Origin of the sequence: Mycobacterium sp. E2497 (genome assembly GCF_001668695.1) — a bacterium.
In the GTDB taxonomy this organism is placed as follows: domain Bacteria; phylum Actinomycetota; class Actinomycetes; order Mycobacteriales; family Mycobacteriaceae; genus Mycobacterium.
This window is the reverse complement of sequence record NZ_LZKD01000010.1, coordinates 1-25,623: the sequence shown is the minus strand read 5'-3', so window position 1 is coordinate 25,623 and position 25,623 is coordinate 1. Positions and strand designations below refer to the sequence as shown.

Below are 25,623 nucleotides of genomic sequence, written 5' to 3'. Positions count from 1 at the left end.
CGCGCTTAACGAATCCTGACCACCTGGTACCTAATGCGCCGCAGCGGACGGACGTGCAGTCCCTCCGGATCGCCGCTCGGTATGCCGCTGGGATGCCCCCGGCTCGGCGGCCAGCACCTTGATCGTCGTTACCCAGGCGTTCACCGATCACGGCGCTGCCGAAAGCAGAATCAACGTCCCCCTATCGCAAACAACGCGTACTCAACGACTTCCGGCGTCTGCTGCCACGTGGGATCAGACGCCCACTTCTCGGCCCGCTCTAGGTAACGGAGGTAGTCCGGCTGGCGCACCAAACCGGTCGGCGGCACCGTCCCTGGCGCTATATCGGGTTCATTGAGGGCGTCGCGGACCCGCTTGTCGAGCACTAGCGGTCGTGGCCGGTGAGCAGTGGTGTACCCGGCGAAATACAGCAGTTTGGTGCCGAACGACATATTCAGGCCGTCAATCTTGTGCGTATTGAGGAGCGCGTGCCAACCAGCACCAGCACCCTCAGTCCGTGTTATAGCGACGACGAACCGAATCTTGTCCTTCGCGCCGGCGGTGGCGAGGATTGTCTGGACGCGGTGCGGCCCATAGTCCTTCGGAGCGAATCCCCACGCCATAGCGATCATGAATAGGTCGACCGGATCAGCATCGGCTTGGTTGTGGATGAACCGCCGCGCGATTCCACGTTCCGCTTCTGAATGGGCAGCGAGCTTGCCGTGGGCAGCTTCGTGGCCTTGGAACGCGGCGGTCCACCGTTCGGGTACCCACCTGACGCGATGCGCGTCGACGTCGGCGACGGTGTAGCGCCGAATCCGGTCTGGTACACCGTCGTTCATCGCAACCCCGCATTACCATGCCGTGAAAGGCGTCAATCGACTGCTGACGACAGCGACGATACTCAACGTCGGCGACAGGCCGCAGCTAACCGCCTTGCCCTTGGCGACAACGGACGCTAAACCTCTTGTACCGCGGCGTCCTGCTTCTTCAAGACCTTCAGGGTCCTGAACACCGTGCTGCGACTGATTCCGAACATGGAGGTCAACTCGCTCACCGGTTCGCCCTGCTGGTATAGGCGGAGGAGTCGCTTCTGCTGGGCCGCGTCGAGCTTCATGGGCTTGGTGGCGGCCAGGCCACGGGCGAGCCGAGCCTCGCGGGATGCGGCGCGCCGCTCCTTTCCGAGTTCGAGTTCCAGTTCCGCGATCGTGGCCATGATGCTCGTGACAGCACGCCCCGTCGGGGTGCTCGTGTCCACCCCCTCGCGCAGCGACCGTACGTGGACGCCGCGGGTGGTCAGCTCGTGCAGGGCGGTGGCGACTTCCCGAACGGATCGTCCGAGTCGGTCCACGGCGACGACGACGAGGTGATCGCCTTCGCGGAGCCAGCCCATGCACTCGCTCCAGCCCGGCCGGTCACTGCCAGCGCGCCCGGAGGCGGTGTCGCTGAAGATCCGGTCGGGCGTGATCCCTGCGGCAGCGATGGCGTCGTGCTGCTGATCGACGGACTGCTGCCCGGTGGACACCCGGAGGTACGCGGCGGTGCTCATGGTCACAATGAACCACCGGAGCCCGACATTTAGTTCGATGTCAGATCTCGCGGAAGTCGGACTCGCGTTGTGACACTAGGAAATCAGACTCGGCGACCTGCGCAGATCTGACGGTTGTAGTAGAGCGCGCGCTCGGTCCCAGTTCTTTAGAAATGACAGACACTGCGCGGCGAGCGATCGGTGAGCCCATCCGGGTGCGCGCCTCGGCTCGGGCATCAGGTGATGTAGCTGAACTGCTGCAGCCGCCGGCGCGCAGTCTGCCGTTCCTCCTCGCTGAACAGGTTGGCGAATTCGGGCTCGACCACTAAGGCTTCGACGGTGAGATCCATCCGCCCACGTTCCCACAACGCCGCGAACACGTCCGACACCGCAGGGGCGGCGAGAAGCTTGCGGGCGGTCGGCAGCGGACCCAGCTGGGCCAGAATGCTGCGCAAGTAAGCCGGGTTGGAATCCGCCTCAGCCTGGGACCGGGCAAGGTTATTCATTATCCGCCGGCCGAATTCCGCTTCGGCGTCATCCTGGATCGGGTTGACCGGCAGAGGTTCTGCGCTGTGGGCGGACGGTTCGCCCGCGGCGGTGAGACTCTCGGACTCGACGTAGCCGAGCAGCGCGTCGACCGAGGTGAACACCTTGTAGCCGAGCTCCTCGAGTCGCGGCAGGTCGGCGTCCTGGGGATCAAGTTCGAGAACGACCGGGTCGCCTAGTCCCGTCTGCAGTCCCTCGGGCCAAAATGCTTCGGCGACAGCGAGTTCGGCACCTGTAGCAGGATCAGCGATTCCCGTGTCGACGTCGGGTTCGGCAAACCCCCGGGCACGCAACTCCTCGATCAGGCCGCGGAGTTGCTCGGCGCGAGGGTCGTCGGTGGCCTCGGGTTCAACTTGTAGCGGTTCAAGTGCCACCTCGTTGTGCGGGGTCTCCGGGTTGCGCAGGCTGTCGAGGAAGGCTTGCGCTGACCCGGCGAGCAGTTCGCGCCGGGCCGCCAGGAAGTCGGCGTACCGGTCGACCTGCCACAGCGCGGGGTCGGTAGGGATCCACTGCGACTGCAGCACACCCGGGTGCTTGGCCTCCACCTCGGCGAGGTAGTCCGCTGGGGCGCGCATGCCAATCTTGATGTTGGTGTCCTGGGTAAGGAAGCAGAAGTTGGCGATCGCGTTGATCTCACCGCGGTCGAATCCGTACTGGCGTAGAAGCGCTTTCGGGAAGATGTGGTGTACCTGCAGAGAGGTGAGTTTGCCGAGCAGTTCGGCGCGCAGCTGCAAGCCGCTGCCGAAGTCGCGGGCGCCGTCGACCCGGGTCAGCAGGTACAGCAGCGGGTAAAACCGGGAGCCGCGGGTCGAGCCGTGAAAGTCGTCGGGGGAGATTGTCAGCTGCCCGCCGCGAGACCGCTCGAGGGCGGTGATCAGAGCGTCGACGCCGCCGCGGGCAGCCGTGTCATAGTCCTGCTGCAGGATGGTTTCGGTGGACCCGCTGAACCGGCCCCACAGTGCGGAGTGGACGTACCAAAACAGCACTTTGTCCCGATGGGCGCTGTCGGTGAAGCCACCACCATTGAGGTGCAGCAGCCGGGTGATGACCGGTGTGGCGTAGCGGCCCATCAGAACGCGGTCGTGGTCGAGGCCCAGCCGGCCGGAGGCGGCGTCGAGGAAGGTGCCGATGTGGTTGGTGGAATCGCGCAGCGCGGTCTGGAAGTCGGTGGCCGAGACCTCGCTGAGGAAAGAGAACAGCGCCCGCCCGGTGGCGACGGCGGTGACGTTGCGCAGCAGCCACTCCAGGGAGAACTTGTATCCGCCTTTGACCTGCCAGCGGTTTAAGCTGTCCCGCAACTCGTTACGGGCATCAGGCCATTCGGCGCATAACTTTGCCAGGGCCAGGTCCCCCTTGGACAGTTTGGTGCCGCTGGAGTTGACCTTGTTGAAGATGTCGACGACTTCGTCGACGGTCGTCCCGGCACCGGTGATCTTCTCGGAGTTGAAGTTCCGGTTCCCGATCTCCTTGATCCGGTTGAGCCGTTCCAGGTAGATCTTGAGGACATTGCTCTCGACGCCAGGGAAGGCGGTGAGGTATTCGACCGGGCCCTTGCGGAACAGTTCCGTGACGTTCACCCACGCGGGGTCGCCGGCCATCTTGGTGGGAGCGTAGAACTCGAACACCTCTTTGTCGACGTTGAAGTGCAGCCCGGTGAAGGCGTTGGCATCGCCCTCGAAGAACGGCGGCGGGGTGCCTCGGATCACCCCGTACATCGAGGTCACCCGTTGCTGGCCGTCGAGCAGCAGTTGTCGGTTGCCGCTGCCGGCTACCGACCCGCGCACCGTGATGTCTTGTGAGGTGGTCTCCCACACCAGCAGACCGCCGACCGGATAGCCGCGGTAGAGCGAGCGCATCAGGCCGCGCACCTGGTCGCGGTTCCAGACGTATCCGCGCTGGAACTCGGGCAGCAGTACTGCGCCGGAGTCGATTTCGTCGAGCAGGGTGGAGAGCCGAGTCACTGAAGTGTTCCTTCGGATGTGGGGGCAATGGCGGTCACGAAGGGGCTGGGTGCTCCGTGCCAGGTGACGAGGAGTTGTTCGCGGGCGCGGGTGCATGCGACAAACAGGACGCATTTCTCCCGTTCGACGTCCTGGTCGTGGGTCTGCTTGTCCTGGTCGACCGGGGTGACGGAGCTTGGCGCCGGGATCAGTTTGGCGCCGACCCCGGCGGCGACGACGCAGCGGAACTCCAGGCCCTTCATCCGGTGCATGGTGCCGACGTTGACAGCGTCCTCGCCAGTGGCAGCCTTAATGAGGTCCACCGTCGGAATGCCGTGCGCGTGCAGGACGTCTTCGATCTTGGAGCCAGACCAGCGGGCCCGGGTGGCAATGCCTATCTCTGCGGGAGAGATGCCCTGGGCGATCCACTCATTCACGGAGATGGCGATGAAGTTTGCTTCGGCGTCGGCGGTGTCGAATCCGGCCAATGCGGGCGGGTTGCCGTGCACGTAGGATTTGCAGCCGGCGATGGAGTCCAGGCCTCCTTCCATGTCGTCGATGGGTTCGCCGCGCAGCAATCCCAGGCTCCAGCCGAGTATTTCGGCGGTGGTGCGGTAGTTGAGGTTCAGCCGTGCCGAGCGGCCGGCGATGTTGATCCCGACATCGCGCAGGCTGACCCGGTTATCGTAGATGCGTTGGTGGGTGTCGCCGGCGATGAAGATATCGTCGCCGACGTGCGGAGCAGCGGCGCGCAGCAGTCGCCACTGGTCGGGACTGAGGTCCTGGGCTTCGTCGATGATGATGTGGCGGTAGGGCTTATCGGTGCTGGCATTCAGCAGTGTGGTGGCTTCCCGCCGGATGGTTTCGTGGGTCCAGGCGCCTAGTTCGGTGAGTAGCTGTTCGAATTCCCACATCGCCTGCCAGGCCTGGGCGCGCTGCGCTGAGCCGAGCGGGCGCCCCCGGCCGGTGCGTTTGGCAGCCAGATAGGCGTCGGCAGAACTGATTTGGCGGGCAAGAATGACCTGGCGCCACTCCTCGGTCAGGAACACTTCGGTGAAGCTGAGTCCGAGTTTGTCGATGACGGACCGCCAGAGCCGCTTCTCCTCATCGGCGCTGATGAGGCGGGGGGCGCCGTGGGCGCGGCGGAACACGCGGTGGGCCAGTTTGTCGACGTGGGCGACCTCGATGCGGTTCTCAACATCCTCATCGTCGACGATCATGTCCAGCCCGTTCTGCAGGCTGTCGGACAGGGTGGACGTGAACGTGGTGACGAGCACTCGTCCGTCGTTGCGTCTGGCGAGCATGTGCGCGCGGTGCAGCGCCACAACGGTTTTGCCGGTTCCTGGCCCACCAGTGACCCGCGCCGGGCCGTTATAAGACGCGTCGACTACGGCGCGCTGGGTGGGGTGCAGGTAGACCCGCCAGGTGGCGAACGGGTAGGCGAAAACGTTCATCAGCTCGTCGGGGCCGTGGACTAGGACGACACGGTCGCGGCTGCGCAGCACGGCAGCATCGAGGTCATCCGTGTCGACCGGTTCGGCCAGGATCGCCGCACCCAGGTCCGACCACACCTCGTCGGGGGTGAAGCCAGCGGCCAGGCCGGCCAGAACATCCCACTGGGTTTCGGGCAGCAGTGCTTTGGCAGCCTCAAGTTGGGTTTCGCTGCTTAAGGCACGGGCGAACTTCAGGGTGTCGTCGTCGATGCCGAGCCGATTGAGGTCCGCGTTACTGACGTTGGCGAATAACAGCGTGTCAGTGGCTCGGGCGGTCTTCTGCAGTTCGGGGAGGGACTCTTGCAGGGCGGCCTCGTCGCGGATCTCGATGCCTCCGGTGGCCTTATTCACCGAGATGTTGCTGCGCTGGGCCCAGTCGTAGGCGTCGTCGTGGGGCAGCACCTTTAACAGGGTGTAGACATCGCCGGTTTCGGGGGCCAGCAGGATGCCGCGCCAGGACTGGTCGATGCGGATCGACCGAAACCGGGGGTTGCGGGCATTGTTGATCTTCTCCAGGTGCAGCCCTGTGTGGGTCGCGGTGTCGAACTCGTCAAACACCTCGGTGACCCGTTTGGCGACTGGCTTCTCCAGCTTCACCAGGTCAGACAAAAAACCTTTGTCGATGGCGAGGGTCGGCATGTCGGTAGCTACTCCCCAAATGTGTTGTCAGCGTATAGCGGGACTCACTTGCGATGACGGGGACCCGATCCTGCCGGGATGTCGGCGAGCGGCGTCCACCCCTTGCCGCCCTTAGCCATCGCGTGGGCCATGCGGTCGTAGGCCTCCATGACGAGACGCTTGGTACGGTACTCGCGGAGGTCGCGTTCTTCGTATTTGCGGACGACGTTGAAGGAGTCGAGGACATGTTCGGCCTCGCCGCGATGGAGGCCGAATAAATGGAGGAATGCGGCATCCAGATCTGCGCGGAGAAGCCTACGTCGTTCGGAATCCCAGCGGAACGGCGTCCCATCATCACCAAGATCCTCTGCGTAGGGCTTGAGACGCCAGGAGGTATAAGACAGTTCGAGCACATATGGCACCACCCAATCGGCAAGAGATGATTCGGGTTGCCATTCGATCGGATCGGCGAACGCCTGAGGCAGTGGACAGGCCAGCTGCTTAACGGTGAAGTACTTCATAGACGTGCCGCTGATTTTCTGCTTCGCAACGTAATCGAATGCGAGACTTGACCACACCGCGTGCAGTTGGACCGCAGACACGACGCTGCCTGGGAACGCTAGAAGAAACTTGTCACCGACCGCCGAGGTGGGTAGCACTGCTGGTATAAACGTCCGCTCATTGCTCGCGTTGGTGATGTCGCGCCAGCCGAGTAACCAAGCTCGGTCCCACTTTCCCTCAAGGGCGCGAACAACTTCGGTCCGTTCTACCCAATACCGTGCCAACGGCTCCATATCGGGGTCGTCGTGCTCTTTCTCGGTGGACCGGGGAAGCGTGCCCTTGTTTAGCTGCTTCTGTGTGGCCCCAAGGTAGGTAGCGAAGCGATGGTCGAAGTGGCTGAGCATCTTGGCCTCGTACAGCGGCAAGAATTCCTGGTGACGACGTTCGTAAGACCACCCGTCGAAATGAGCATTCGTCAAGTCATCGGATGAGTGAAACAAGTGCGAGGCAGAGGCCATGTTGAAAAGTCCTTGGCTAAACGTCAGTCCCCAGGGATTTCCGTCTGGGTCGTCGTCGCGGAGGAGGACCGGATGGCGGTCATAGACACCCAAGGTGATGTCGGCGTCTATGCGACTGCGGAATACCGGCAGAGTTCCCGTATTCGGGTTGAGTTTCAGCACTTCGTTTGGCGCAAGTTCGAAACGGCGGCTGGACAAGTCAGCAACATAGCGAGTGTAAAACGCAAACCGGCTCCGCTTGACTTGGCGGCCAGTGCCAAGCATCACAGTTACAGCGAACCGCAGCTGATTGTGGACGTCGGTGAAAATTTTGGCTTCATTTTCGAAGTCGTAGAACGCATACAGCCGCCTCTTGCTCAGCGTGTTGGAGAAGAACGCTGATGTGGTCTTGTCTGTGGCCAATCCGGTCGGAGTGAGTATTCCTGCGGCGCCGTGCGGTCCGACGACGGTGCGCATCGTCTCAGCAAACACGCTATAGGTGTTGATCTTTCCTGTGGCTGTCAACGGATAGCGTCCGCCACGAACGAAATGTGTCGTCGCCTCGGACTCGCGAGCGGCGTCTCGGTATCGCTGATAGAGGTATGGATCGGTTTCTTTAAGTGCCTCAATCATTTTCTTGCGGGTCGCAGCGTTGGCTGCTTCTGCGATGTCGTCGCGCCCTAGATTGCTGAAGAACTGCTTGTCTTCAAGCTGAAGCGTTTCCCAGGGCGGATTACCAATGACGCAGGAGAAGCCGCCGCTCCACCCGGTGACCGGATCTTCTCCGCCCTCACCGACCGTGAAGATTGCGGGAAACTCCAAGTGCCAGTGGAAGAACCGGTACTGGCGAGCCAGCCCATCAATTTGCTTGACGATGCTGTCCGGAACATGCTGCCCTTCGGAAAGGGCACGCAGCGTGGCATGGGTGATGCCATGGCCGGAGCTGTGCGCGCCAGTCTTGGGTTGGACGAAGGCGACGCACCAGGCATCCGCGGCCCGCTTAGCGGCCTTGAGATCGCGATCATGTTCGAGCTTGCGCCAGGCGTCGGAGCGGGTGCGCAGTTGGGTGAGGTTGGCGATGGTGCCGGCGTCGGCTTCCATGGCGGCCCTGTGGAATTGGCCGGTGTCGACGTTAAGAGTTTCAGAGCCGAATTCGAAACTAAGCTGGTCGGCATTGGCTTCGCGTTCGGCCTTGTTGCGTGCCTTCAGTTTTGCGGTCCAGGTCTTGTCGTCGTCGCCGAGAGCGACGAATGCAGTATCTGGGATGTTCTTCTTCAGCAGGCCCGGGGTGGTGCCGAGCAGGGCGTTGCCGACGCGGAAGTGGGCGTCGAGGAACGGCAATGGCCGGCTGGCGTCGAAGGCTTCTAACCAAAGCGCGACTTTGGTGATCTCGATGGCCAGGTCGTTGACGTCAACGCCGTAGAGGCAGCGTTCAATGACGTCGGCAGTGGCCGCGCGGACGGCGGCGGGGCTGGGTTCGGTGTCGCCGGTACGGACCTCGGCCAGGGTGGTGGCGATGCGCCGCGCGGCACCGACCACGAAATGTCCGCTGCCGCAGGCGGGGTCGACGACGGTGAGCTCCAGCAGCGCTTTCTCCGCGTCGGACTGTTTTCGGGCTTCTACGATCAACGGATCGAGCGTTTCGCTGAGCACGACGTCGATGAGTTCGGTGGGGGTGTAGTAGGAGCCGGACTTCTTGCGTTCGTTGCCAGCGGCGACGGAGAGGCTAAAGGTGTGGCCAGCGGGGTCGTAGCGGGGGGTGTAGGCGAGCAGCCCCTCGTACATGCCGCCGAACTCTTCGCTGTCGAGGTTGCGGTAGTCGACGTTGCGGGGGGCGCCGGTCTGCGGGTCTTCGATCTGGGACAGCGCCTTGACCGCCGCGAGGAAGGCATAGTTGGGCAGCCGGGCGCCGTTGAGGATGCCGAGGAAGTCTCGGGCATACAGGCTGGCGCCCAAGCCGCTGAGCCCGAGGGCGGGCAGGCCGTTGCTGGCCAGGGCGTCCGTGACGATCTGGTGGGCATCCCACAGGTCGGTGTGGCGGCCCCCGGCGTGGGTGGTGGCCAGCTTGCGCAGCCGTGCGGTGGAGAAGTAATTGGAGTAGCGTTGCCGCGCTGCGGGTTTGGCGACGTCGGTGTGCAGCAGCTCCCGGTCTTCGGCGACGAACAGCACGATAAGCCGATAAGCGATGCGCAGCAGGGCGCGGTGCAGGTCGCGGTCAGCGTCGGGGGCGCTGGCCAGCGCGTCGCGCAGGTGAGCGTTGTCCGGGCAGGCCAGGAAGCCGTTGCCGAGGTGCTCCATGGCGACGGCGATGCCGTTTTGCAGGTTGAGCCGGGCGCGTGAGCCGACATCGATGGCCTGTAGGCGCCAGCGTTCCAGCCAGCAGTTGTCCAGCCGGGCTTCGGGCAGTTCGGCCTCGGCGTCAGCGTCTGCCTCGTCATCGCTCTCGACGGCAACAGCAGCAGTTTGTTTGGCGGCCGCGTCGGTGAGCCGGGGGGCGAAGCGCGTGGCGTGCGCGGTGAGGAACAGCAACCGGAAGTCGGCGTAGAGCTGGTTGGCGAAAATCTCGTCGAGGTCAAACTCGACGTAGGACTGCCGGGACAGTGCCGACGCATCGCGCAGCAGCCGCAATTGGCGGCCGTTGGACAGGATTGCCCACAGCGCCCGGTCTTCCCGGTTGAGGTAGTCCTGCACCATCGACTGCGGCGCTCGGGCGGCGACCCCCCCGGTCTTGGCATCCAGGGCCACCCGGGCGCCCACCAAGTGGATGGGCACCCAGGCGGTGGGCGAGGCGGCGTCGGGGTAGGACCAGCGGTGGGAGATCGGGAAGTGTGCCGTAGCGGTATCGCCCAGTCCGGGCTTGACGTCGAGGCCGCCGCTGACGACTTCGATTCGGCCCCAACCGAGCTCGTAGAACAGCGGCAGCAGCCACTTGTCCCGAGTGACCTTCGTGGCCGGGTCGGTGGCGGGAAGTTTGGCCAGCGCTTTGTGCCATTCGGCGTAGGCGGCCAGCATGGCGTCCCAGGCCCTGGCGATGGCGGCGTTGACCGTCATCCCGGGAGGCAGATGGTAGTCGGCGGCGGTTTGGCCGGGCATCCGCAGCTCGGCGGCGTTGGCTAGGACGTCACCGGTGAGCACGGTGCCCACGGTGCTGATGAACCGGAACGCGGACAGCGCGCTCATCGGGCGGCCCCTTCTGGGAGGAACACGTAGACCCCGAGCACGTCGGGGGGTGGTAGCAGTTTGGCTGTCACCGCCTTGCCGCCGGCGCGGCTGCCAGCGCGCACGTCACGGTGCTCGGCGACGAGCTGGTCGGCTTTGTGCCGGCCGGTGGCCTCGAGGTGCCTGTGCAGGTCGGTCAGGCGGTGCAGGGCCCGGGTCAGCTGGGTGTCGGCCAGTGCGTCGGCGACGTTGGCGGTGGGCGGGATGGTGAGCAGCTGGTCGACCTCGTCGGTGGGCAGCCAGTCGATCTGGTCGCCGGTGGCGGTGTAGGCCAGGAAGTGGGCGTCCTCGGCGACTTGGGTGACGGTGGCGCGTGATCCGGGCAGGGTGACCTCGAAGCGGTAGCGCACCACCAGCAGTGTGGTGACCTTGTGCACGGCGGAGGAGCGGGCCACCGCGGCGCGCCGGCCGGGCCGCAACAGCGCGGACAGGGTGGGGTCGAGCGCGGCGTCGAGCACGTAGCGGGACAGGGTTTCCACGACGGGGTCGACGCGGTTTAGTACGTGGTGACCGGGCTGCACGGGCAGGGAGCGGTGGAAGTGCAGGCGGTGGTCCTTGGCCGCGGGAAGCTGGTTGCGCACTTCGGGGGGCAGGGTGTCGGTACGGGCGGTGAAGCCGTCGGTGGTGTCTGCGATGGTGGCGCCGAGCAGGGACAGCGCGGCGCGGGCGAAGTGTTCGGCGTCGGCGGGACCGCCGAGGGCGCTGCGGATCTCGTCGAGGAGTTTGGATACCGCGGCGGGTTTGATGCCGGCCTGGCGGAACCGGGACCGGGAAGCCTTCTCCCGTTCGGCGACGTTGAACCATTCGACCTCGACAGCTTCGGCCAGCGTATGCGAGGTGGCCGCCCCGAGGTCGAAGGCCAGTTGTTCGGTTTCTTTGCCGCGCAACAGCAATGACTCCCAGATGGCTTTCATGACGGTGGTGGAGTCCACCGGCACCGGCACCGACACCCCTGTGGCCTTCAGGATTTTGTTGTGCCGGCGGATCAGGACGTCGAGCACGATGCCGTCGATCCCGTTGTCCTCACCGAAGTAGGTGATGGTGCGCACCGTGTCGGCTTGCTGGCCGAACCGGTCCACCCGGCCTTCTCGTTGCTCGTGGCGGGTGGGGTTCCAGGCGAGGTCATAGTGCACGACGGCGGTGAAGCCGTCCTGCAGGTTGATGCCTTCTGAGAGGCAGTCGGTGGCGATCAGCAGTCGCGGGCCGGGGTGGTCGGTGAGGGTATTGACCCGGAGTTCGCGCTCTTCTGGGGGCAGGTTGCCGGTGACCGCGTCGATGCGCAGGCCGGCAACCTTTTTGGTCAGGGCGGTGCCCAGGTGCTCGGCGAGGTAATCGGCGGTGGGGATGTAGCGGCAGAATACGATGGGGTGGTAGCCGTCGGTGAGCAGGCCGGTCAGCAGCGGAATGAGCCGCTTGAGTTTGGCGTCGGCCTTGGGGCCCTTGAGCTCTGCTGCGGCAGCGGCAAGTTCGCGGAGCCGGCGTTGGGTTTTGGTGGGTTTGGTGTGTTCTTCGATGTCCCAGCCGAACGCGGTGTCCTCGCCTTCGGTGGTGTCGTCGATATCGGTGTCCAGGATGCGGGGTTCGGCTCGGGCGTCTAGGGATTCGGTGGTGTCGTCGGCGCTGAGCGCGGCCCGATTGAGCAGGGTCTGTTCGGCGGCGGCAGGGCTGGAGGCCAGGCAGCGCAGCAGAGCGATGGCCGACCACCAGCGGACCCTGCGGTGCACGGCGGTCAGCGTCGGGTCGTCGACCTCTTTGCGGACAAAGGCCATGACGTTGTCGAACAGCTCCCGGTAACTGGAGGTCAGCTGATACGAGGTCTCGGTGGACTGCCGCTCCGGGAACGGGGTGTCCTCGTCGAGGTACTCGCGGATGTCGGCGCGCTGACGCTGAATCATAAACTGTGCCAGCAGCTTTCGGTCGTTCTCCCGATCGCGGCCGGACAGGTCTGCGGGCAGGTCGGCCAGGCGGGTGTCGAGCAGACCGATGAGGGACTGCCAGGCCTCATCGTCGCCGCTGTGCGGGGTGGCGGTCAGCAGCAGCAGGTGGCGGGTGGGGTCGTCGGCGATCTTGCGCAGCAGCGTGTAGCGCAGGTGGGCGTGCGAGGTTTTGGCCGCGGTGGATGCGGCCACGCAGGTGTGAGCCTCGTCGACGATGACCAATTCCGGGCAGTACACCGCGAATTCGTCGCGGCGGGTGTGCTGCTTGATGAAGTCGGTGGAGATCACCAGATGGGGGTAGTGCTCGTAGAGGGTGGATCCGAACGGCACGGTGCGTTGCAGCCGGTTGACGGTGGAGGGCAGCAGCAGTTGGGCGTCGATGCCGAACTTGGTGGCCAGTTCGGACTGCCACTGTGGGGCCAGCTGCGGGGAGCACAGCACGGCCAGTCGGTCGGCGTCGCCGATGGCCAACAGTTCAGCCACGATCAGCCCGGCTTCCACGGTTTTGCCGATGCCGACCCCGTCGGCGATCAGCAGCCGGGTGGTGTCTTGGGCGGCGGCCATCATTAGCGGCACCAACTGGTAGTTGCGGGGGGTGACGCCGATGCGGGCGAAGGAGCGGAACGGGCCGCCGGTGGCCTGAAACGACAGCCGCAGCGCGTCGCGCAGCAGCCGGGCGCGGGTGCTGTCGCCGCGGTCCTCAACCGTGGGCGGGGTGAACACCGACGGGGTAGGGTGGTCGAAATCGCGCAGCAGCAGCGTGGTTTCGGCGTCGCTGCCGCCCAGTGGACGGGCGTGCAGCATGGTCTCGGTGCCCCCGGGGATGACCAGCCAGTCGCGGCCGCGGGCGCGAACCAGGGCGCCGGGCGGGAAAGTGGTCGCCGTCATGCGCTGGGGTTCCCGGTGCCGAAGATGTCGGGATGCGCCGCAATGGCAGGCAACCAGCCTGCTTCGACGTCCGTGTACTTGAATCGCATTACCAGCCAGCCGAGTTCATCTTCAAGCCTCATCTGCGCTTTGTCGTCCTTCTGATGCTGGTGATCGCTGTCATGAACCGGGCCGTCGATGAACACAGCGACGCTCATCCCCGGTGCGTGGTAGGCGAAGTCCGGGCGAACGTAGTAGCCGTCGACGATCTGCTGCGCTTCGTCGGGCAGTCGGTATCCATGGGCCTTGAGCAGGTCGAGGAATTCCCGTTCGAGGCTGTTGCTGACGGCCGCGAGCTTCTCGTACTGCTCGTCGGGGGTCTTGCTTGCGTCGGGTTCCGCTTCGGTTGACGCCCGAGCCAGACGTTGCAGCAGCCCGAGCACGGTGTGGCGGTCGAGGTGCTGGTGGTCCCATTGGTTGGAGTACGACAGCAGGCAGTCGTAGCAGGCTTGGGCGCAGTCCTCTCGGGCGTACGGGGCACGGCGCCGGTCCTCGCCGGTGTCGGGGTCGAAGTGGAGCAACTCCAATGCCTTTCGGGCGACAGTTCGCAGCTGGCCGTCTTCGGTGGCGACTCTCCGCAGCACACCGGCCCCGCCTTCGGCTGCTTCGAAGAACAGAAGTCGCGACCAGGCATTGTCGCCGGTGTGGCCGGGCAGCGGCTCGACCGCCAGTTCGCTGCTCTCCAGTTGGTACACCGTTTCAACGCCACGCTTGAGGGCATACATCAGCGCCATCCGCTCCTCAGTACCAATGCCGGGGGCCAGGTTCATCACCATGGCGTTGCGGCGGTCTTCCACGTAAGGCACGACCAGCCGGATGCGGGGGTCCTGGCCTTCGACGTTCTTGGCCAAGTCGGCCTCCTTGGCCCACCGGCCTTCCAGGGTGTCGAGTAGATAGCCCTTGACGTGTTTGTCCTTGCGGCGTCGTAGGCCGACGTTCATGCGGCGGATCAGTGCTGTGTCGCCGTAGGTGATCGCGGCCACCTCGTGGTCGTCAACGGTGATGGTGCTGGTGGTTTGCCCGGCGCGTTCGCCGTGTGGCACGAACCGGATCGAGGTGACGATTTCGTAGCCGGCGCGTTGCCGTTCCTCTTCGTCGGCGCTGATCCGGTCGCGGCGACGGGTTTTCACCGACATCAGCCGCATCATGTGGGTCAGCGTTTCGAGGGAGGCGCCGTTGCAGTGCTGGCACAGTTCCACACCGGTGGGGTTGTCGTGCAGGTAGCCGCAGGTGTTGCAGCGCTTAATCTCGGTGATGTTGACCCCGGCGCCGTCGTCGCGGGCCGGCAAGCTGACCCGGTCCACCTCGTAGCGTGCGCCCTCGTGGTAGATGAAGGCGTTGGGGCCGAATTCGCTGATCGCGATGAACCGGGGCCGCTGCACGTAGTCGCCCTGGCCGTTCTTGGTGCGCCGGTCGGCTGGGATGAATGCCGCTAGCGGCAGCCGGGGGAAGGAGTAGCCGGGCAGGAAGCCCTCGGAGGCGAAGTAGCGGTAGGGGTAAAAGTCGCTCTGCACGATGTCGTCGACTTGGCCGCGAAGCAGGTCCAGGGCGGCGCGGGCCTCGATGATGCGGGCTCGGGCGCCGCGTTTGGCCGGTTCGGAGGCGCCGATCTCCTTGAGCACTTTGTTGGAGGCGTCGAGTTCGGCCAGCGCTTCCCTGTATAGGGTGCGCCACCGGTCGGCGGCATCGTTGAACTGCGCGGGGGCGCCGGCAACGGTGTCTTTGACCCAGTCTGGCCTCCACCATGGTGCCCGAGTGACCTCCGGCGTGGCGGCCAGCACTTTGGTGATGGCGGCGGTGGCGCCGGTGCGGGCGGCGTCGGAGTTGATGGTGGTCAGCACCTCGGCACGCAGCGGCAGGCCGGCCTCGTCGATGTCGATCAGGTCGACCATGCTGGCCTTAAGGTCCAGCTCGCAGGTAGCCAACCAGATGGAGTGGGCGTGCGCCCGGACTAGATCCTGGTTGCCCAGTTCCAGCCGGGGCGGGGCCACCGTCCCGGCGACCATGTCGTGGCTGCGGCCGAAATAGTAGGCGTCGTGAGCGTTTCCAGTGGCGCAGTAGGTCAACACTACGGCGGGCTGCCCGGAACGACCGGCCCGTCCGGACCGCTGCGCGTAGTTGGCCGGGGTGGGCGGGACGTTGCGCATGCCGACTACGTTGAGGCTCTTGATGTCCACGCCAAGTTCCATGGTCGGCGAGCAATAAAGCACCGGCAGTTTGGCATCGCTGAACAGCTTTTCGCGTTCCTGGCGAATGGTTGGTTCAACCTGGGCGGTGTGTTCGCGGGCCTCCAAACCGACAAGTCCCTTGGCGGTCTCCTCATACAAATGCCTGAAGAACGGGTTGACCCGGCCCTGTTTCTGGTTGCCGCGGATCGGGTCGGGTGCGCGGGATTCCCCAGGTGCGGAACGCCATTCAATCAGACTGGACTTGATCTGGTAGCCGGTGCGCTTGTTGCGGCCCTTAGTCTCGGCGAGAATGCCGGCCTTGGCCATGGTGGCGAAAAGGCCGGCGATGACGACGTCGGCGTCGGCGGGCTTGAGCCGGTGGTCGTGGCGCGGGAAGCGGTCATGGCGGCGCAGCCACCGTCCGTAAAGGCCCAACCCGGAGACGTAGAGGTCGCCACCGAACGACCCGCCGCGGGGCCGGCTGCCCGGAAAGGCGGTGCCGGAGTAGACCCCGGTCTCATCCGACAATGTCCACGGCGCTTTGAGCCATTGGGCGCTAGCGCGTTTGATCGCGTCATATTTCTCCTCGGTGAGGAACTCCGACTCGATGCACAGGTTGCGCCGCATCTCGTCGAGCAGCGCATGCATGACCTTCGCGCGTGTGGCCGGTTCGGCCCCGGCCAACGGCTGGCCGGCGTCCTGCCACTTGGTGTCGTCGGCAGCCAGGTCGTCGAGCCCGCCGTAGCTCAGGCGCAGTTGCCCGGTCTGCTCGAGGTTGGGCATCGTGATGCGCCAGCCGCGTTTCAGGTCGGCCCACACCCGGTAGGTCACAACGTCGCGCAAGGCGCGGGCGACCTTCTTGCTGGGCATGGGTTCCAATGCGCTTTCCGGGTCGCGGGCGAACAGGGTGAGGTCGCCGCCGAGCGCCTTGAGCACCTCCATGCCGAGGTTGTCGTCGGTCAGCGGTTCCTCGGGATGCAGTTCCTCCTGGTGCTTGGCGGCCCGGTAGAGCGCCGACCGGACCAGACCGACCAGGGCGAAGTCGTTGAAGTGGCCGGCCTGCAGGCTGGCGTCCTGGCGGTTGTCGCTGAACGCCAGGAACTTTCGGGCCTCGGCGTCGAGGTCGGACTGCGTTCTCAGGGTGCGCACCACCGACTGGGTGAGCACCGTGACGGCGCTGGCACGCCCTTCGGTGCCCAGGCTGGAGACCCGTGAGAATTCCGACTGCTGGGAACTCTCGTAGCTAGTTTTGCAGGACGGGCAGAAGTCGAGGCGTTCGAAGAACGCCACCGGCAGGCCGTCCTCGACAACGGTGCCGAACTGGTCAACCCGGTAGCCGACCGGCAGACGGTTCACACGTGTCTTGTCCAAACTGCGGTGCTCGCCGTCGACGATGATCCAGTCCTCGGGGAGCATGTCGAGCACGGCGGGGTCGGCGGGGCTTGGCCAGGGTGCGCTCGAGAGGAACAGCAGTCCGGTGGCGTCAGCCTGCTCGCCGCGGGTGTCGTTGAGCGGTCGCGGACTGAAATTCTCGGCGTTCTTGTCGAGGTTCACCACCAGGAATTCCTGGCCGCATTCGCGGCAGAACGCCAGCGGGAACAGCGGCCGACCCGGCGTTCCGTGCGGGGCGCTGCGCTGGTACTGCGTGGTCAGGTAGCGGTTTTCGGCGGCTTCCAGGGTGGTGTACACGGTGTCGCCCTTACCGATGAACTGGTGCAGTTTGAACGCGAACAGCGTGACACCCGCGGGGTCGCAGACCTTCGAGCCGGCCAGCAACAGCTCGCGCAGCCGTTTATCGCAGGTCTTGGCGTCCACACCGGTCAGCGCACTCAGGTCGGTGACAGCGGTGCTGAGCCGTCTCGGGGACTGCCGCGCGAGACGACCTTCCTTGTCGGTAAGCCCGAACGTCTCTTCAACCCAGACGGCGAGGGGATCGACCCGCAGCGCCTCCCACGTGGTGGCGGCCTCACGGCCGAGCCGGGCGGTCAGGGCCGCCGGGTCGGCACTCCCCGTGGTGGCCCGGCGCAGGGTTTCGTCGATGACGTTGCCGGCGGCGATCGGGGTGCCGAAGATCATGGTGGCCACCGCGGCGACCTGCTCGCGCTGGGCAGCGCGAGTGCCCGGGCCGGCCATGGTGGCGCTGGTGCCGATGCACTGCAGCGCGTCGGCGCCGACAGCGCCGCGCAACCGGCGCACCAGCATCGCGACGTCGGCGCCCTGGCGGCCGCGGTAGGTGTGCAACTCGTCGAGCACCAAAAACGATAGGTTCTTCGCGCTGGCAATCAGGCCCACCCGCTCCTTTGGGCGGGTCAGCATCAGTTCAAGCATCACGTAGTTGGTGAGCAAGATGTCGGGCGGCTCGGCCAGGATCCGCTCCCGGTCCACCCGCGACTCCTGGCCGGTGTAGCGCTCGAAGGTGACCTTCGGGTGCTCGGCGCCGAGAAACTTCTCCAGCTCGTTGCGCTGGCTGTTGGCCAGGGCATTCATTGGGTACACCACGATCGCACGCACCCCTTTGCCGGAACCATCGCGCAAAACCCGGTCGACGATCGGCACGATATAGGCCATCGACTTGCCCGACCCGGTCCCGGTGGTCAGCACGTACGATTCTCGCCGGTTGGCGACCTCGAAAGCGTCGGTCTGATGCCGGTGGAAGGTGATCTCGCGGCCGGGGTCGCTCGGCTCACTGCGCACCCGGAAAATCTCCGCGGCCGCCGGGTGCAGCACCTCGCGGCCGATCAGTTCGCTGACCGTGCCTCCGGGTTCAAAGGCGGGGTTGAGCGCCAGCCACGGTTCGGGCCACAGCAATCCGCCGTCGATCTCGTCATCGACCTTGGTGCGCACCCGATCGTCCTGAATGTTCAGGAACCCCTCGACGAAGGACTTGTAGTCACTTAGTACTTCGTCAAGAACACCGAACGCGTCCACCGTCGCACCCCCATTCGAGCCCTGATCACAAACCTATGACCATAGTTCTCTTTCCGAAGAGGATCTGGCGTTTGCCCGTGCCAGCGGCAGGGGCCGGTCTTGGCCAGTGCACCAGGCCGGTCGGGGACAGGAGCCCACCAAGAGCTCGAGGGTCCCGGGTTCAACGTTCGAGTCGTATCTCGAGGGTCGCTTTAGGGCACTGGCTTCATCCCGGTCAATTAGGGTGCGACTCCGCTGAAGCGCTGTACGTTACGCCGTGCTCTTTGAGCCAGCTGCCGAACGCCAAAGTTGGCATCGTTTCGTCCTTATAGCGTCGTGCGACGATCGCAAGGAGGTCATCACCGCCTTCTGCGCCCAGTGCGGCACACAGGGGTCCAATATTTTCCGGTGCGACGTGGTAGGTGTACTCGAGGTCGTCGCATTGCCACTGGGCGGAATCCAGAACCTTGAGGGTGAACCCGTCAGCCGCTGTATACGATGCCCAGCTGGTCAGTCTGTGCTCATTGCCGTTCGGGCAGTCGTCAGGTTCGCCACGGTAAAAGGGTTCGAGGGCTTCGTCGTCGGTGTCGGCCACAACGCTATCGTCCACCGACCCGGCGGCCTTTTCGACAAACAGGGCAGCCTGAATATCGGCCTCACTGGGATTTAACGGCTCAGGCTCTGACACACAGGTGCGCCACCTCGCTCATCATTCCCAACAGCTTGGCCCTCGCTTTCCAAGGCTCTGCGCCGAGCGACGCCGGGGCTGGGGACGCGGGATCGCCTGGCCGGCGGCGCCACCTTCGTGTAGGGCAAGTATCGGCGGACGAAAGCGGCAGCGAAAGTTGAGGTAGCTGATATGAATTGGTACGAGAAAGCGGTCCAGGCCGCCAACCGGATCGACACGGCCCACACAACGCCGTGGAAGTTGGCGAGTGCCTACGCCCTGCTGTCCATCGCGGAAAGCCTCGCGGGGCAGTTGCCAGTCAGCCGGCAATCGGCCACAACGCGCCAGGAGCCAGCAGTTGCGGCGCCCAACGGCGGGATTCTTACCCTCGCCGAAGTTGCGGAGATGACACGCCAACAGCCGTCCACATTGCGGTGGTGGCGAGCGGTCGGCCAGGGTGGACCTAAGTCGTTCAAGCTCGGTCGGCGGGTGATGTACCGCCGGGCCGACGTCGAGCAGTGGCTGGCTACCCAGGTGGACGGCGCACGATGAGGGAGCACCGAGACGATGCAGGAATACCTCGACAAGGTTCTGCCCGGCACCTCAAACCGCCGTACCGTCGAACAACGACCACCAGCGATAGAGGCAAAGCAACGCCGCCTGCCCGGTAAGCCACGGCCAGCCGATGACGTCCTTGCCGAATATGAGAGCCACAACAGGAAACGACGCGAACACATCAAGCCTCCGCTTTGGAGGTTCTGGGCGCCCGACCCCAGCGACGTATTCCGGTGGCGTATCGAACTCGATTGTGGGTGCATTGAAGAACGGTTGAAGAACTCGTATTGCGCCGCGGGCAAACCGAAACCGGATAGCACCATCGCCACGTCTTCCGATTTTGACGGGTTGGCCCAGGAATGGCTGCCACCGGGCGAGTTCGTGTGCTGCGGCAAGCACCCAAAGAGGCTCAAGCCAATCCGCAACGTTGCCGATTGGGGCTACCGCGAGGTGCGGGAGTTCCCGGCCGATCCGGTCGAGCCGCCACAGATGTGGGCCGACCACCCCGACATATGGGCAGTCATCCGGCACCCCGAGCCGCACAAATCCGCGTTCTGGAAAACCCTGCTGGATTGTGGGCACTTCGCCGACGTGGTTACCGATGTCGATTGGAAACCCGAAGACGGCCTGACCCATCCCACGCCCGAACGGCTTAAGGAAATGCGGGCCGAGAGGGCGGAGCTAGACAGGTGGCACAAGCACCTGTTGGACGCCGACTGGCCTCGGCCCGCCCCATTCCACGAGTGCTACATGTGCTCTGTGGTGCGGAGGCTGGTGGCCTATGAACCCGTCGATTGGGTTTCGCCCAAGCCAGACCCCATCAAGCCACCGAAACCGAAGCCGCCGTCGCGCAAGTCGCTAGAACGACGTTTACATAGGCTCGAGTCCGATGCAGCGCAGCTGCGGGAACAGCTGAGGAACCTTCCAATCGAAGATTGAGCCCCACCCGCCGTCATCTCTCGACCAAGCGGATCGAGCCACTCACCACGCGAGAACCCCTGGCGTGGGTGCTAACTCGTTAGGCCCCGGCCTCAAGCCAGTTGGCGAGGCCGGGGCCGTTCGACTAGAGCACAGGCCTCACGGCCCTCTCCAACGCTGGTCCCGAAGCCGTTTGTTTCACCGGCCGCATCGGAGTGCACTGTTAACAAGTTTAAGGGACGCTTACTCATTCGAGCGACGGCCACACCCCGCCTGTGAAGATTTCAGTCCCCGGCGCAATCCGACCAGAAATCCGCACTAACAGTCGCGCATGCCAGGGCGCACCGTGGTTGTTCTGCAACAACTCCACAACTCCACCCCCAGCGCGCACCTGCCGGGCATAGTCGACAAGGAGGTCGGGCATCCACCCGATAGCCGCGCCGTCGGCTGTTCTGAGCAGCAAGGCCCTTGGGTTGACCACGTTGGTGCTGTCATCGTCCAACACGAGCCTGTCGCCCGCACGGAGCGCATTGGCGTTAGCTTCCGTCCTATTGTCACCCACGGCGTACCGGACCCCACGCGCTAGAAAAATTGCCTCGGTGGCACCGTCGGCTGCTACCGCTGGCGCTTCAGCGAGGTGAACGCTATCGCCCTTCTGCCAACCGCCACTACGGCTCAAAATGTCAAGCGTCGAAGCGTCAACTGTGAGACCTAGCCAACGCACGTATTCGGGGAAGTCCGGTCGCTTGCGATCCATCGCTCGTAGGTCAAAGAACGGCCAAAGCCGAACCGACCGATAGACCTGCTCGAAGTCTGGAAAGCCAACGAATGGGCGGAATCCCTCAACGGACCCGCCGACACCGTCGAGGTACTGAAATCGATACCCGTCCACCAGGCGATCCAAGACCGCGACCGGCGTGATGACACGAAGCTGGGTGTTACGCCATGCAATCGCGAAGCGTCGTAGGGTTCGGACGGCTTGCGGGACAAGCAACTCAGCAAAGGGCATCAAGCAATCTCCCTCGGTTAACCGCAATTAGTTCGACGATGAAGCGACGGGTGATATCGGACAGATCTGGCGCGGCTGCGACCACATCATTAACGGAACCACGCTGCACCGACAAAAGTCGGTCACGCCAGTATTCCCGTGTCTCAGGTAAGCAGAGCGCTACGGCGGATTGTGCCAGTTCAACGAGGGTCTGGCACCTCGCGCCTGCGCGATGTTCGAAGCAGCGGGCACGGCCACGGCTGGCCCATTGAGCCACTGCGGCCGTGCCGCCCTGCAGCAGTTGCGCACGCTTTTCGTCATCTAGCGTAAATCCGAGACTGGCCGCGTGGTCGAACGACGCACACAATGCCTCCGTTTCTGGGGCACCCGGGGGCGGCAGGATGACAGCCCAGTTGCGTTCATGGCGGTCGCCATGTGCGAGCAACGCATCAAATAGGAGGTAACCTGCGAACGCATCGAAGGCGCTGAACGCCGAGGGCAATTTCGACTCCGGCGGGACCGCAAACCGTCCGAGTGCGCGACGGACATTCTGCACGTTATATCCAGTATGTTCAGGATTTCTCGGTTCGTAGTCAGAAACGACCTCGGGCATCAATACCTGTCCGAGCTGCAATTCCCAACCCGGCAATCGAGCATCTTCGACTAATGCGCCCGCTGTGCCGTTGCGGCTAGCCAGTTCGACTCGCGCCACGGGGACTCCCACGAGTCGCGCAAGCTCAGAACCAAGCTTCTCCACGAGATCTTCGCGCATAGACCTATCCCGTGCGGGACGCGCAGGCTTGAATAGCCAGGTGCGAGCTCCCACGCCAGGATGCCTCAGCCAGTCGTGCTGATGCATGCCTTGGTTCTCAATCCCGGCAACTGCCCAGTCCTCAACAGGCAGGACGGACCACCGCGCGACCATGTGGCCCATTCTTCCTTGATTGAGCTGCTGTCCTCACCCTCTTTGCGTCCTTGCGCAGCGTTAAGCGGATAGCTTGGCTTTCCAGCCCGACGCGGCCAGGCGCGGACGGGCGGGTCGTGACCACAAATTGCCCACAACTTGCCCGCAGTTACAGATATCTCCCGCCATCGCCGGTGATGAGATTTCGCTGTTAAAAGTGGTTATCGCCCTGCTCCGCTGCACCGTCATGCGAGTTCAATCCTGACAGGGGGCTCCAATCGCTTAGCCGCACAACTCGACCGGCGGTAGTCGCTCAGGTTTGGCGTCGGTCGCGCGCCGTCAGATTCCGGCGCAGACACTGACGAACGGAATAGGCGCGCAGACGCTGACCCAGACATGTGGCCTGGGGCCGTTGTACGGGGGCGGCGGAGGCGGGGCTGCCGGCGGCGGTGGCGGCGGGGCCAGTGGTTGCGGAGCCTGCGCGAGAACCACACAGCTATCAGATGGTGCGTCGTAAACGGTGCCTTGGCCACATTCAGCGGCTCGACTTACTCCCGGCGACAGACATGTCGTGATGAACACCAGCGCGAATACGGCTGGGACCATGAATGCCAAACGGTTAGCCATGCTGAGCATCCCATATCTCCGTGCAGGGAGATCGTAGTCCCAACAGCGTTGCTAGAAAAGGGCCGACCGGTTCTGGGTAGTACCGGCCGCAGGGGGTACGAAACCGGTTAGGGCCGGCCCGGGATGCCGTCCAGACTTCCCTGGATGCCCTTCAGGTCGCCCTGGATTCCGTCCAGTTGCCGTTGGATGGCCTGCAGATCGGAGAGGGTGTTCTGATAGGCGGGCTGCAGCTGGTCCGCGACGGTGGGGCGAGACTGGGGGCAATACGAGACGATGGCCCCCGCCGTCACTTGCGCGCTTTGATCGGCGTCCCACACCGATGATCGCTGGACGAACTGGACCGCGTCCGCGAGGTTGGGTTGGCGCGCCAGGAAGTCGCAGACCGCGTGCCCTTGGGCCGTCACGTACTCCTGGCTGGGAACCGGTACGCCCTGACGCTTCAGCGCGGTGACGAACGCCGCGTCGGCAATGTCAACGTGCGGTGCGGGCGCTTTCGGCGCCATCCGGTTGGGGGGCGGCGCGGCCGACGCCGGGGTTTCGGTCGGCTGCGCCGATGAATCCTGGTGCTGAACGGTGAACACCACCAGCACCACCGCGGCGGCGACGGCGACCAGCGATAGCGGCATGGCCGCGAAAAGAGCCCGGCGGAACAGCGGGCGCTTACGCCGGCGCGCCCTGCTCCTCGCAGTGTTGCCCCTCGACGGGTTGCCGGCGAGGGTTCCGGCCGCGGGCACCCCCGTCGAGTCGGTCGAAGACGCCCCCGTGTTGTGGGCCAGGAGCTCGTCGAGCAGCTCGTCAACCTCCCAAGACGACAGCCGACCGCCCTGCTCGCGCATGGCGCGGCGCCGAATGGCGATGCGCCGCAATTCTGCGTCGATGGTCTCGCGGTCGCGCATATCAACAAGTTTGCGACTGCCACGGCGTTGTCACAAGCCTCGGGGCACAGGGGGCGATCGGGTCAGCGCCCGCAGACCGTCAACGGGTGCCCGCAGGGGTGCCTGACCCATGTGACGCCGCCCCGGCCTCGGCGGTCGCAGCGCGGAAAATTTTGGTGTGCGCAGGCCCGAATCATCGAATCACGCTGTTTATCAAGATTATTCGAGACCCAGGCCCTTTTGATCGCCCATCAGCACTTGACTGCATGAAAAACATTCTGGTGCAGCCGATTAGCGTTCGCAGATGCAGCATGTGCTACGGTTGCCGAGGATGCCCGTCGGCATCCATTCAAAATGAGAGAAGTTGAAGGTATGACACAGGGAACTGTGAAATGGTTTAACAGCGAAAAAGGCTTCGGTTTTATCGCTCCGGACGGCGGCGCAGCAGACGTGTTCGTCCACTACTCGGAAATTCAGGGGGGCGGCTACCGTTCGCTCGAAGAGAACCAACGAGTCGAGTTCAGCGTCGAGCAGGGGGCCAAGGGCCCGCAGGCAGTCGGAGTGACTGCCGTCTAGCGCGAGTTCTACTCCATGTGGGCTGGTGGGAGCTTTCCCGCCAGCCCACAGTGCGTTGCGGGTGTACATTGGTGTGAGCGGTCGCGTTCGCCTTCCCCAGCGATTTCCTACGCGGAGGGGCGCATCTACGAATCGGCCGCTCTTCGCTCCACCACTTCCGTTTGGGCCGAAGTCAAACCAAATCGAGGAGCCCCACTCCATGACATCGTCCGACCTGTTTTCGCATCGCTACGAGCCCGAGGTCGTGTCACGCCCCGCCCGCGATGGAGAACCGGTGCAACTTCCGGCTTTCTCCGACCGCCCCAACAGCGATCCCAGCGCCGCGACGCCGTCGTAGGTGGTGTGACCGGGACCGGGCGCCGCGCTCACCCCGTCCCCCTCGCCTGAAGATCCGTTTCGTCTACTGGTCGGGTGGCGCACTGGCGCCGGGCGTCGAGGTTGCGGTCGTAGACGTCGGCCAGTTCGGGCGGGATGCGTGGCCGGGTGATCGAGTCCCATTCGGGGTGCCTCCCGATGGCCCGGTACGCGGCCTGCTCCCGGTGTGCCGCCGCTATCAACGCCGGCTCCGGCGTTGAGGGGTCACGCAGCGCCCGTTCGTCGGCGACCAGGTCGTCGGCCAGTCGTGCGGGATCGGTCGCCAGCTGGGGCTGTTCGCCGAGGGGTGGGCTTGGTGCGGCGGGCGCCGCCCTGGATGCGAGCGGAGTGGCCGCCGCACTCGGTCCGTTCGCAGCGGTTGGCGCGGTGGCGGTCGGCTTCACGGCCGACGATGAACAACCGGCGATTGTGAACACGGCCACGCAGAGCAACATCGGCGCGGTGTGCCGTATTGTCCGGATATTCGCGACGCGGTCACGGCTCACTGTGATCACTTCCGTCGATTGCCCTGATCAGTCTTCCGCATCGAGCGGTCCGACATCAATGCGGCCGACCGACCGCGGCGCCGGCGGAAGTGGAAATTCCTTCGAGTTGCGGCCGATACCGGCGCATTCCAGACTGGGAAATCAGCTTCCCTGCAGAGCGGAATTGTTATATGCCTGACGACCCGGCCGGACCGTCGGCGAGACGAACCGGGGTCCTGATGCGCCCGGCGATTCTGGTCGCAGTGCTGACGGCGTTTGTCGCCGGACCGCAGATCCCGCCTTTATTGCCGCCCGGGTGCGCGATTGGGTGGACCATGGTCGGGGGCGTGTTGATGTTCGTGCCCGACTGCACGCACCGGTCTCAGGCTCCTCCACCGCCCCCGACCATGGTCC

At 64.7% G+C, this 25,623-nt stretch carries 16 protein-coding genes and 1 pseudogene; 5 read left to right on the top strand and 12 right to left on the bottom strand.

Annotated features, from left to right (window positions below; all coding sequences use genetic code 11):
- Window positions 1–170: 170 nt before the first annotated feature.
- The 8 genes from A5713_RS00610 to A5713_RS00575 form a co-directional block, all read right to left on the bottom strand.
- Window positions 171–821, bottom strand: coding sequence for a hypothetical protein (locus A5713_RS00610; protein ID WP_068091419.1), 651 nt, complete (start codon window positions 819–821; stop codon window positions 171–173).
- Window positions 822–937: 116 nt separating this feature from the next.
- Complete coding sequence (locus A5713_RS00605) at window positions 938–1,528, bottom strand: recombinase family protein (protein WP_068091507.1); 591 nt, start codon at window positions 1,526–1,528, stop codon at window positions 938–940.
- 215 nt (window positions 1,529–1,743) lie between these two features.
- A complete protein-coding gene (locus tag A5713_RS00600; RefSeq protein ID WP_068091414.1) occupies window positions 1,744–4,014 on the bottom strand; it encodes a DUF262 domain-containing protein in 2,271 nt (756 codons plus the stop codon).
- Window positions 4,011–6,125 (bottom strand): UvrD-helicase domain-containing protein, encoded by a 2,115-nt coding sequence (locus tag A5713_RS00595; protein WP_068091412.1) that lies wholly within the window; start codon window positions 6,123–6,125, stop codon window positions 4,011–4,013. The genes A5713_RS00600 and A5713_RS00595 overlap by 4 nt, the downstream gene beginning before the upstream one ends.
- A gap of 44 nt (window positions 6,126–6,169) precedes the next feature.
- Window positions 6,170–10,282, bottom strand: coding sequence for a DNA methyltransferase (locus A5713_RS00590; protein ID WP_068091409.1), 4,113 nt, complete (start codon window positions 10,280–10,282; stop codon window positions 6,170–6,172).
- A complete protein-coding gene (locus tag A5713_RS00585) occupies window positions 10,279–13,146 on the bottom strand; it encodes a helicase-related protein (protein ID WP_068091406.1) in 2,868 nt (955 codons plus the stop codon). Before A5713_RS00585 ends, A5713_RS00590 begins: the two co-directional genes overlap by 4 nt.
- On the bottom strand, window positions 13,143–18,281 hold the full coding sequence (locus tag A5713_RS00580; protein ID WP_068091403.1) for a DEAD/DEAH box helicase: 5,139 nt from the start codon (window positions 18,279–18,281) through the stop codon (window positions 13,143–13,145). Before A5713_RS00580 ends, A5713_RS00585 begins: the two co-directional genes overlap by 4 nt.
- 214 nt (window positions 18,282–18,495) lie before the next feature.
- Complete coding sequence (locus tag A5713_RS00575) at window positions 18,496–18,948, bottom strand: hypothetical protein (RefSeq protein WP_068091398.1); 453 nt, start codon at window positions 18,946–18,948, stop codon at window positions 18,496–18,498.
- 171 nt (window positions 18,949–19,119) lie between these two features.
- Between A5713_RS00575 and A5713_RS29565 the strand changes: the two genes are divergently transcribed.
- Together A5713_RS29565 and A5713_RS00565 are read left to right on the top strand one after the other, a co-directional pair.
- Window positions 19,120–19,479: an AlpA family transcriptional regulator gene (locus tag A5713_RS29565; RefSeq protein ID WP_068091393.1), complete on the top strand. Its 360-nt coding sequence runs from the start codon at window positions 19,120–19,122 to the stop codon at window positions 19,477–19,479.
- 15 nt (window positions 19,480–19,494) lie between these two features.
- The gene (locus tag A5713_RS00565; protein WP_156751689.1) at window positions 19,495–20,421 is read left to right on the top strand and encodes a hypothetical protein; all 927 of its coding nucleotides are present in this window, start codon (window positions 19,495–19,497) and stop codon (window positions 20,419–20,421) included.
- A 226-nt stretch (window positions 20,422–20,647) separates the two neighbouring features.
- Here the strand turns inward: A5713_RS00565 and A5713_RS00560 are convergent, their stop codons facing one another.
- From A5713_RS00560 to A5713_RS00555, 3 genes are all read right to left on the bottom strand, one after another.
- Entirely contained in the window at window positions 20,648–21,409 is a 762-nt protein-coding gene (locus tag A5713_RS00560) for a hypothetical protein (protein WP_068091390.1), read from the bottom strand.
- On the bottom strand, window positions 21,396–22,160 hold the full coding sequence (locus A5713_RS27125; protein ID WP_231980203.1) for a hypothetical protein: 765 nt from the start codon (window positions 22,158–22,160) through the stop codon (window positions 21,396–21,398). Before A5713_RS27125 ends, A5713_RS00560 begins: the two co-directional genes overlap by 14 nt.
- Before the next feature lie 866 nt (window positions 22,161–23,026).
- Window positions 23,027–23,815, bottom strand: a complete 789-nt coding sequence (locus A5713_RS00555; RefSeq protein WP_068091386.1) for a DUF732 domain-containing protein — start codon at window positions 23,813–23,815, stop codon at window positions 23,027–23,029.
- A 351-nt stretch (window positions 23,816–24,166) separates the two neighbouring features.
- On the opposite strand from A5713_RS00555, the gene A5713_RS00550 reads away from it, so the two are divergent.
- Complete coding sequence (locus A5713_RS00550) at window positions 24,167–24,370, top strand: cold-shock protein (RefSeq protein ID WP_067922008.1); 204 nt, start codon at window positions 24,167–24,169, stop codon at window positions 24,368–24,370.
- A 199-nt stretch (window positions 24,371–24,569) separates the two neighbouring features.
- The gene (locus A5713_RS28580) at window positions 24,570–24,707 is read left to right on the top strand and encodes a hypothetical protein (RefSeq protein ID WP_197509181.1); all 138 of its coding nucleotides are present in this window, start codon (window positions 24,570–24,572) and stop codon (window positions 24,705–24,707) included.
- Between the two features lie 55 nt (window positions 24,708–24,762).
- On the opposite strand, the pseudogene A5713_RS00545 reads toward A5713_RS28580, so the two are convergent.
- A pseudogene (locus tag A5713_RS00545) lies at window positions 24,763–25,179 on the bottom strand (lytic transglycosylase domain-containing protein); the annotation flags it as partial.
- A gap of 221 nt (window positions 25,180–25,400) precedes the next feature.
- Between A5713_RS00545 and A5713_RS28885 the strand changes: the two are divergent.
- Window positions 25,401–25,623 (top strand): hypothetical protein (locus tag A5713_RS28885; protein ID WP_231980202.1); only part of this gene is annotated, 223 nt, incomplete at its 3' end.

Bases quoted from the DNA above. Each gene is read 5' to 3' on its own strand.
- A5713_RS00595 (WP_068091412.1), bottom strand. From the start codon at position 6,125: ATGCCGACCCTCGCCATCGACAAAGGTTTTTTGTCTGACCTGGTGAAG.
- A5713_RS00550 (WP_067922008.1), top strand. From the start codon at position 24,167: ATGACACAGGGAACTGTGAAATGGTTTAACAGCGAAAAAGGCTTCGGT.
- A5713_RS00555 (WP_068091386.1), bottom strand. From the start codon at position 23,815: ATGCGCGACCGCGAGACCATCGACGCAGAATTGCGGCGCATCGCCATT.
- A5713_RS28580 (WP_197509181.1), top strand. From the start codon at position 24,570: ATGACATCGTCCGACCTGTTTTCGCATCGCTACGAGCCCGAGGTCGTG.
- A5713_RS00565 (WP_156751689.1), top strand. From the start codon at position 19,495: ATGCAGGAATACCTCGACAAGGTTCTGCCCGGCACCTCAAACCGCCGT.
- A5713_RS29565 (WP_068091393.1), top strand. From the start codon at position 19,120: ATGAATTGGTACGAGAAAGCGGTCCAGGCCGCCAACCGGATCGACACG.
- A5713_RS00585 (WP_068091406.1), bottom strand. From the start codon at position 13,146: ATGACGGCGACCACTTTCCCGCCCGGCGCCCTGGTTCGCGCCCGCGGC.
- A5713_RS00590 (WP_068091409.1), bottom strand. From the start codon at position 10,282: ATGAGCGCGCTGTCCGCGTTCCGGTTCATCAGCACCGTGGGCACCGTG.
- A5713_RS00610 (WP_068091419.1), bottom strand. From the start codon at position 821: ATGAACGACGGTGTACCAGACCGGATTCGGCGCTACACCGTCGCCGAC.
- A5713_RS27125 (WP_231980203.1), bottom strand. From the start codon at position 22,160: ATGCGCGAAGATCTCGTGGAGAAGCTTGGTTCTGAGCTTGCGCGACTC.
- A5713_RS00605 (WP_068091507.1), bottom strand. From the start codon at position 1,528: ATGAGCACCGCCGCGTACCTCCGGGTGTCCACCGGGCAGCAGTCCGTC.
- A5713_RS00560 (WP_068091390.1), bottom strand. From the start codon at position 21,409: ATGCCCTTTGCTGAGTTGCTTGTCCCGCAAGCCGTCCGAACCCTACGA.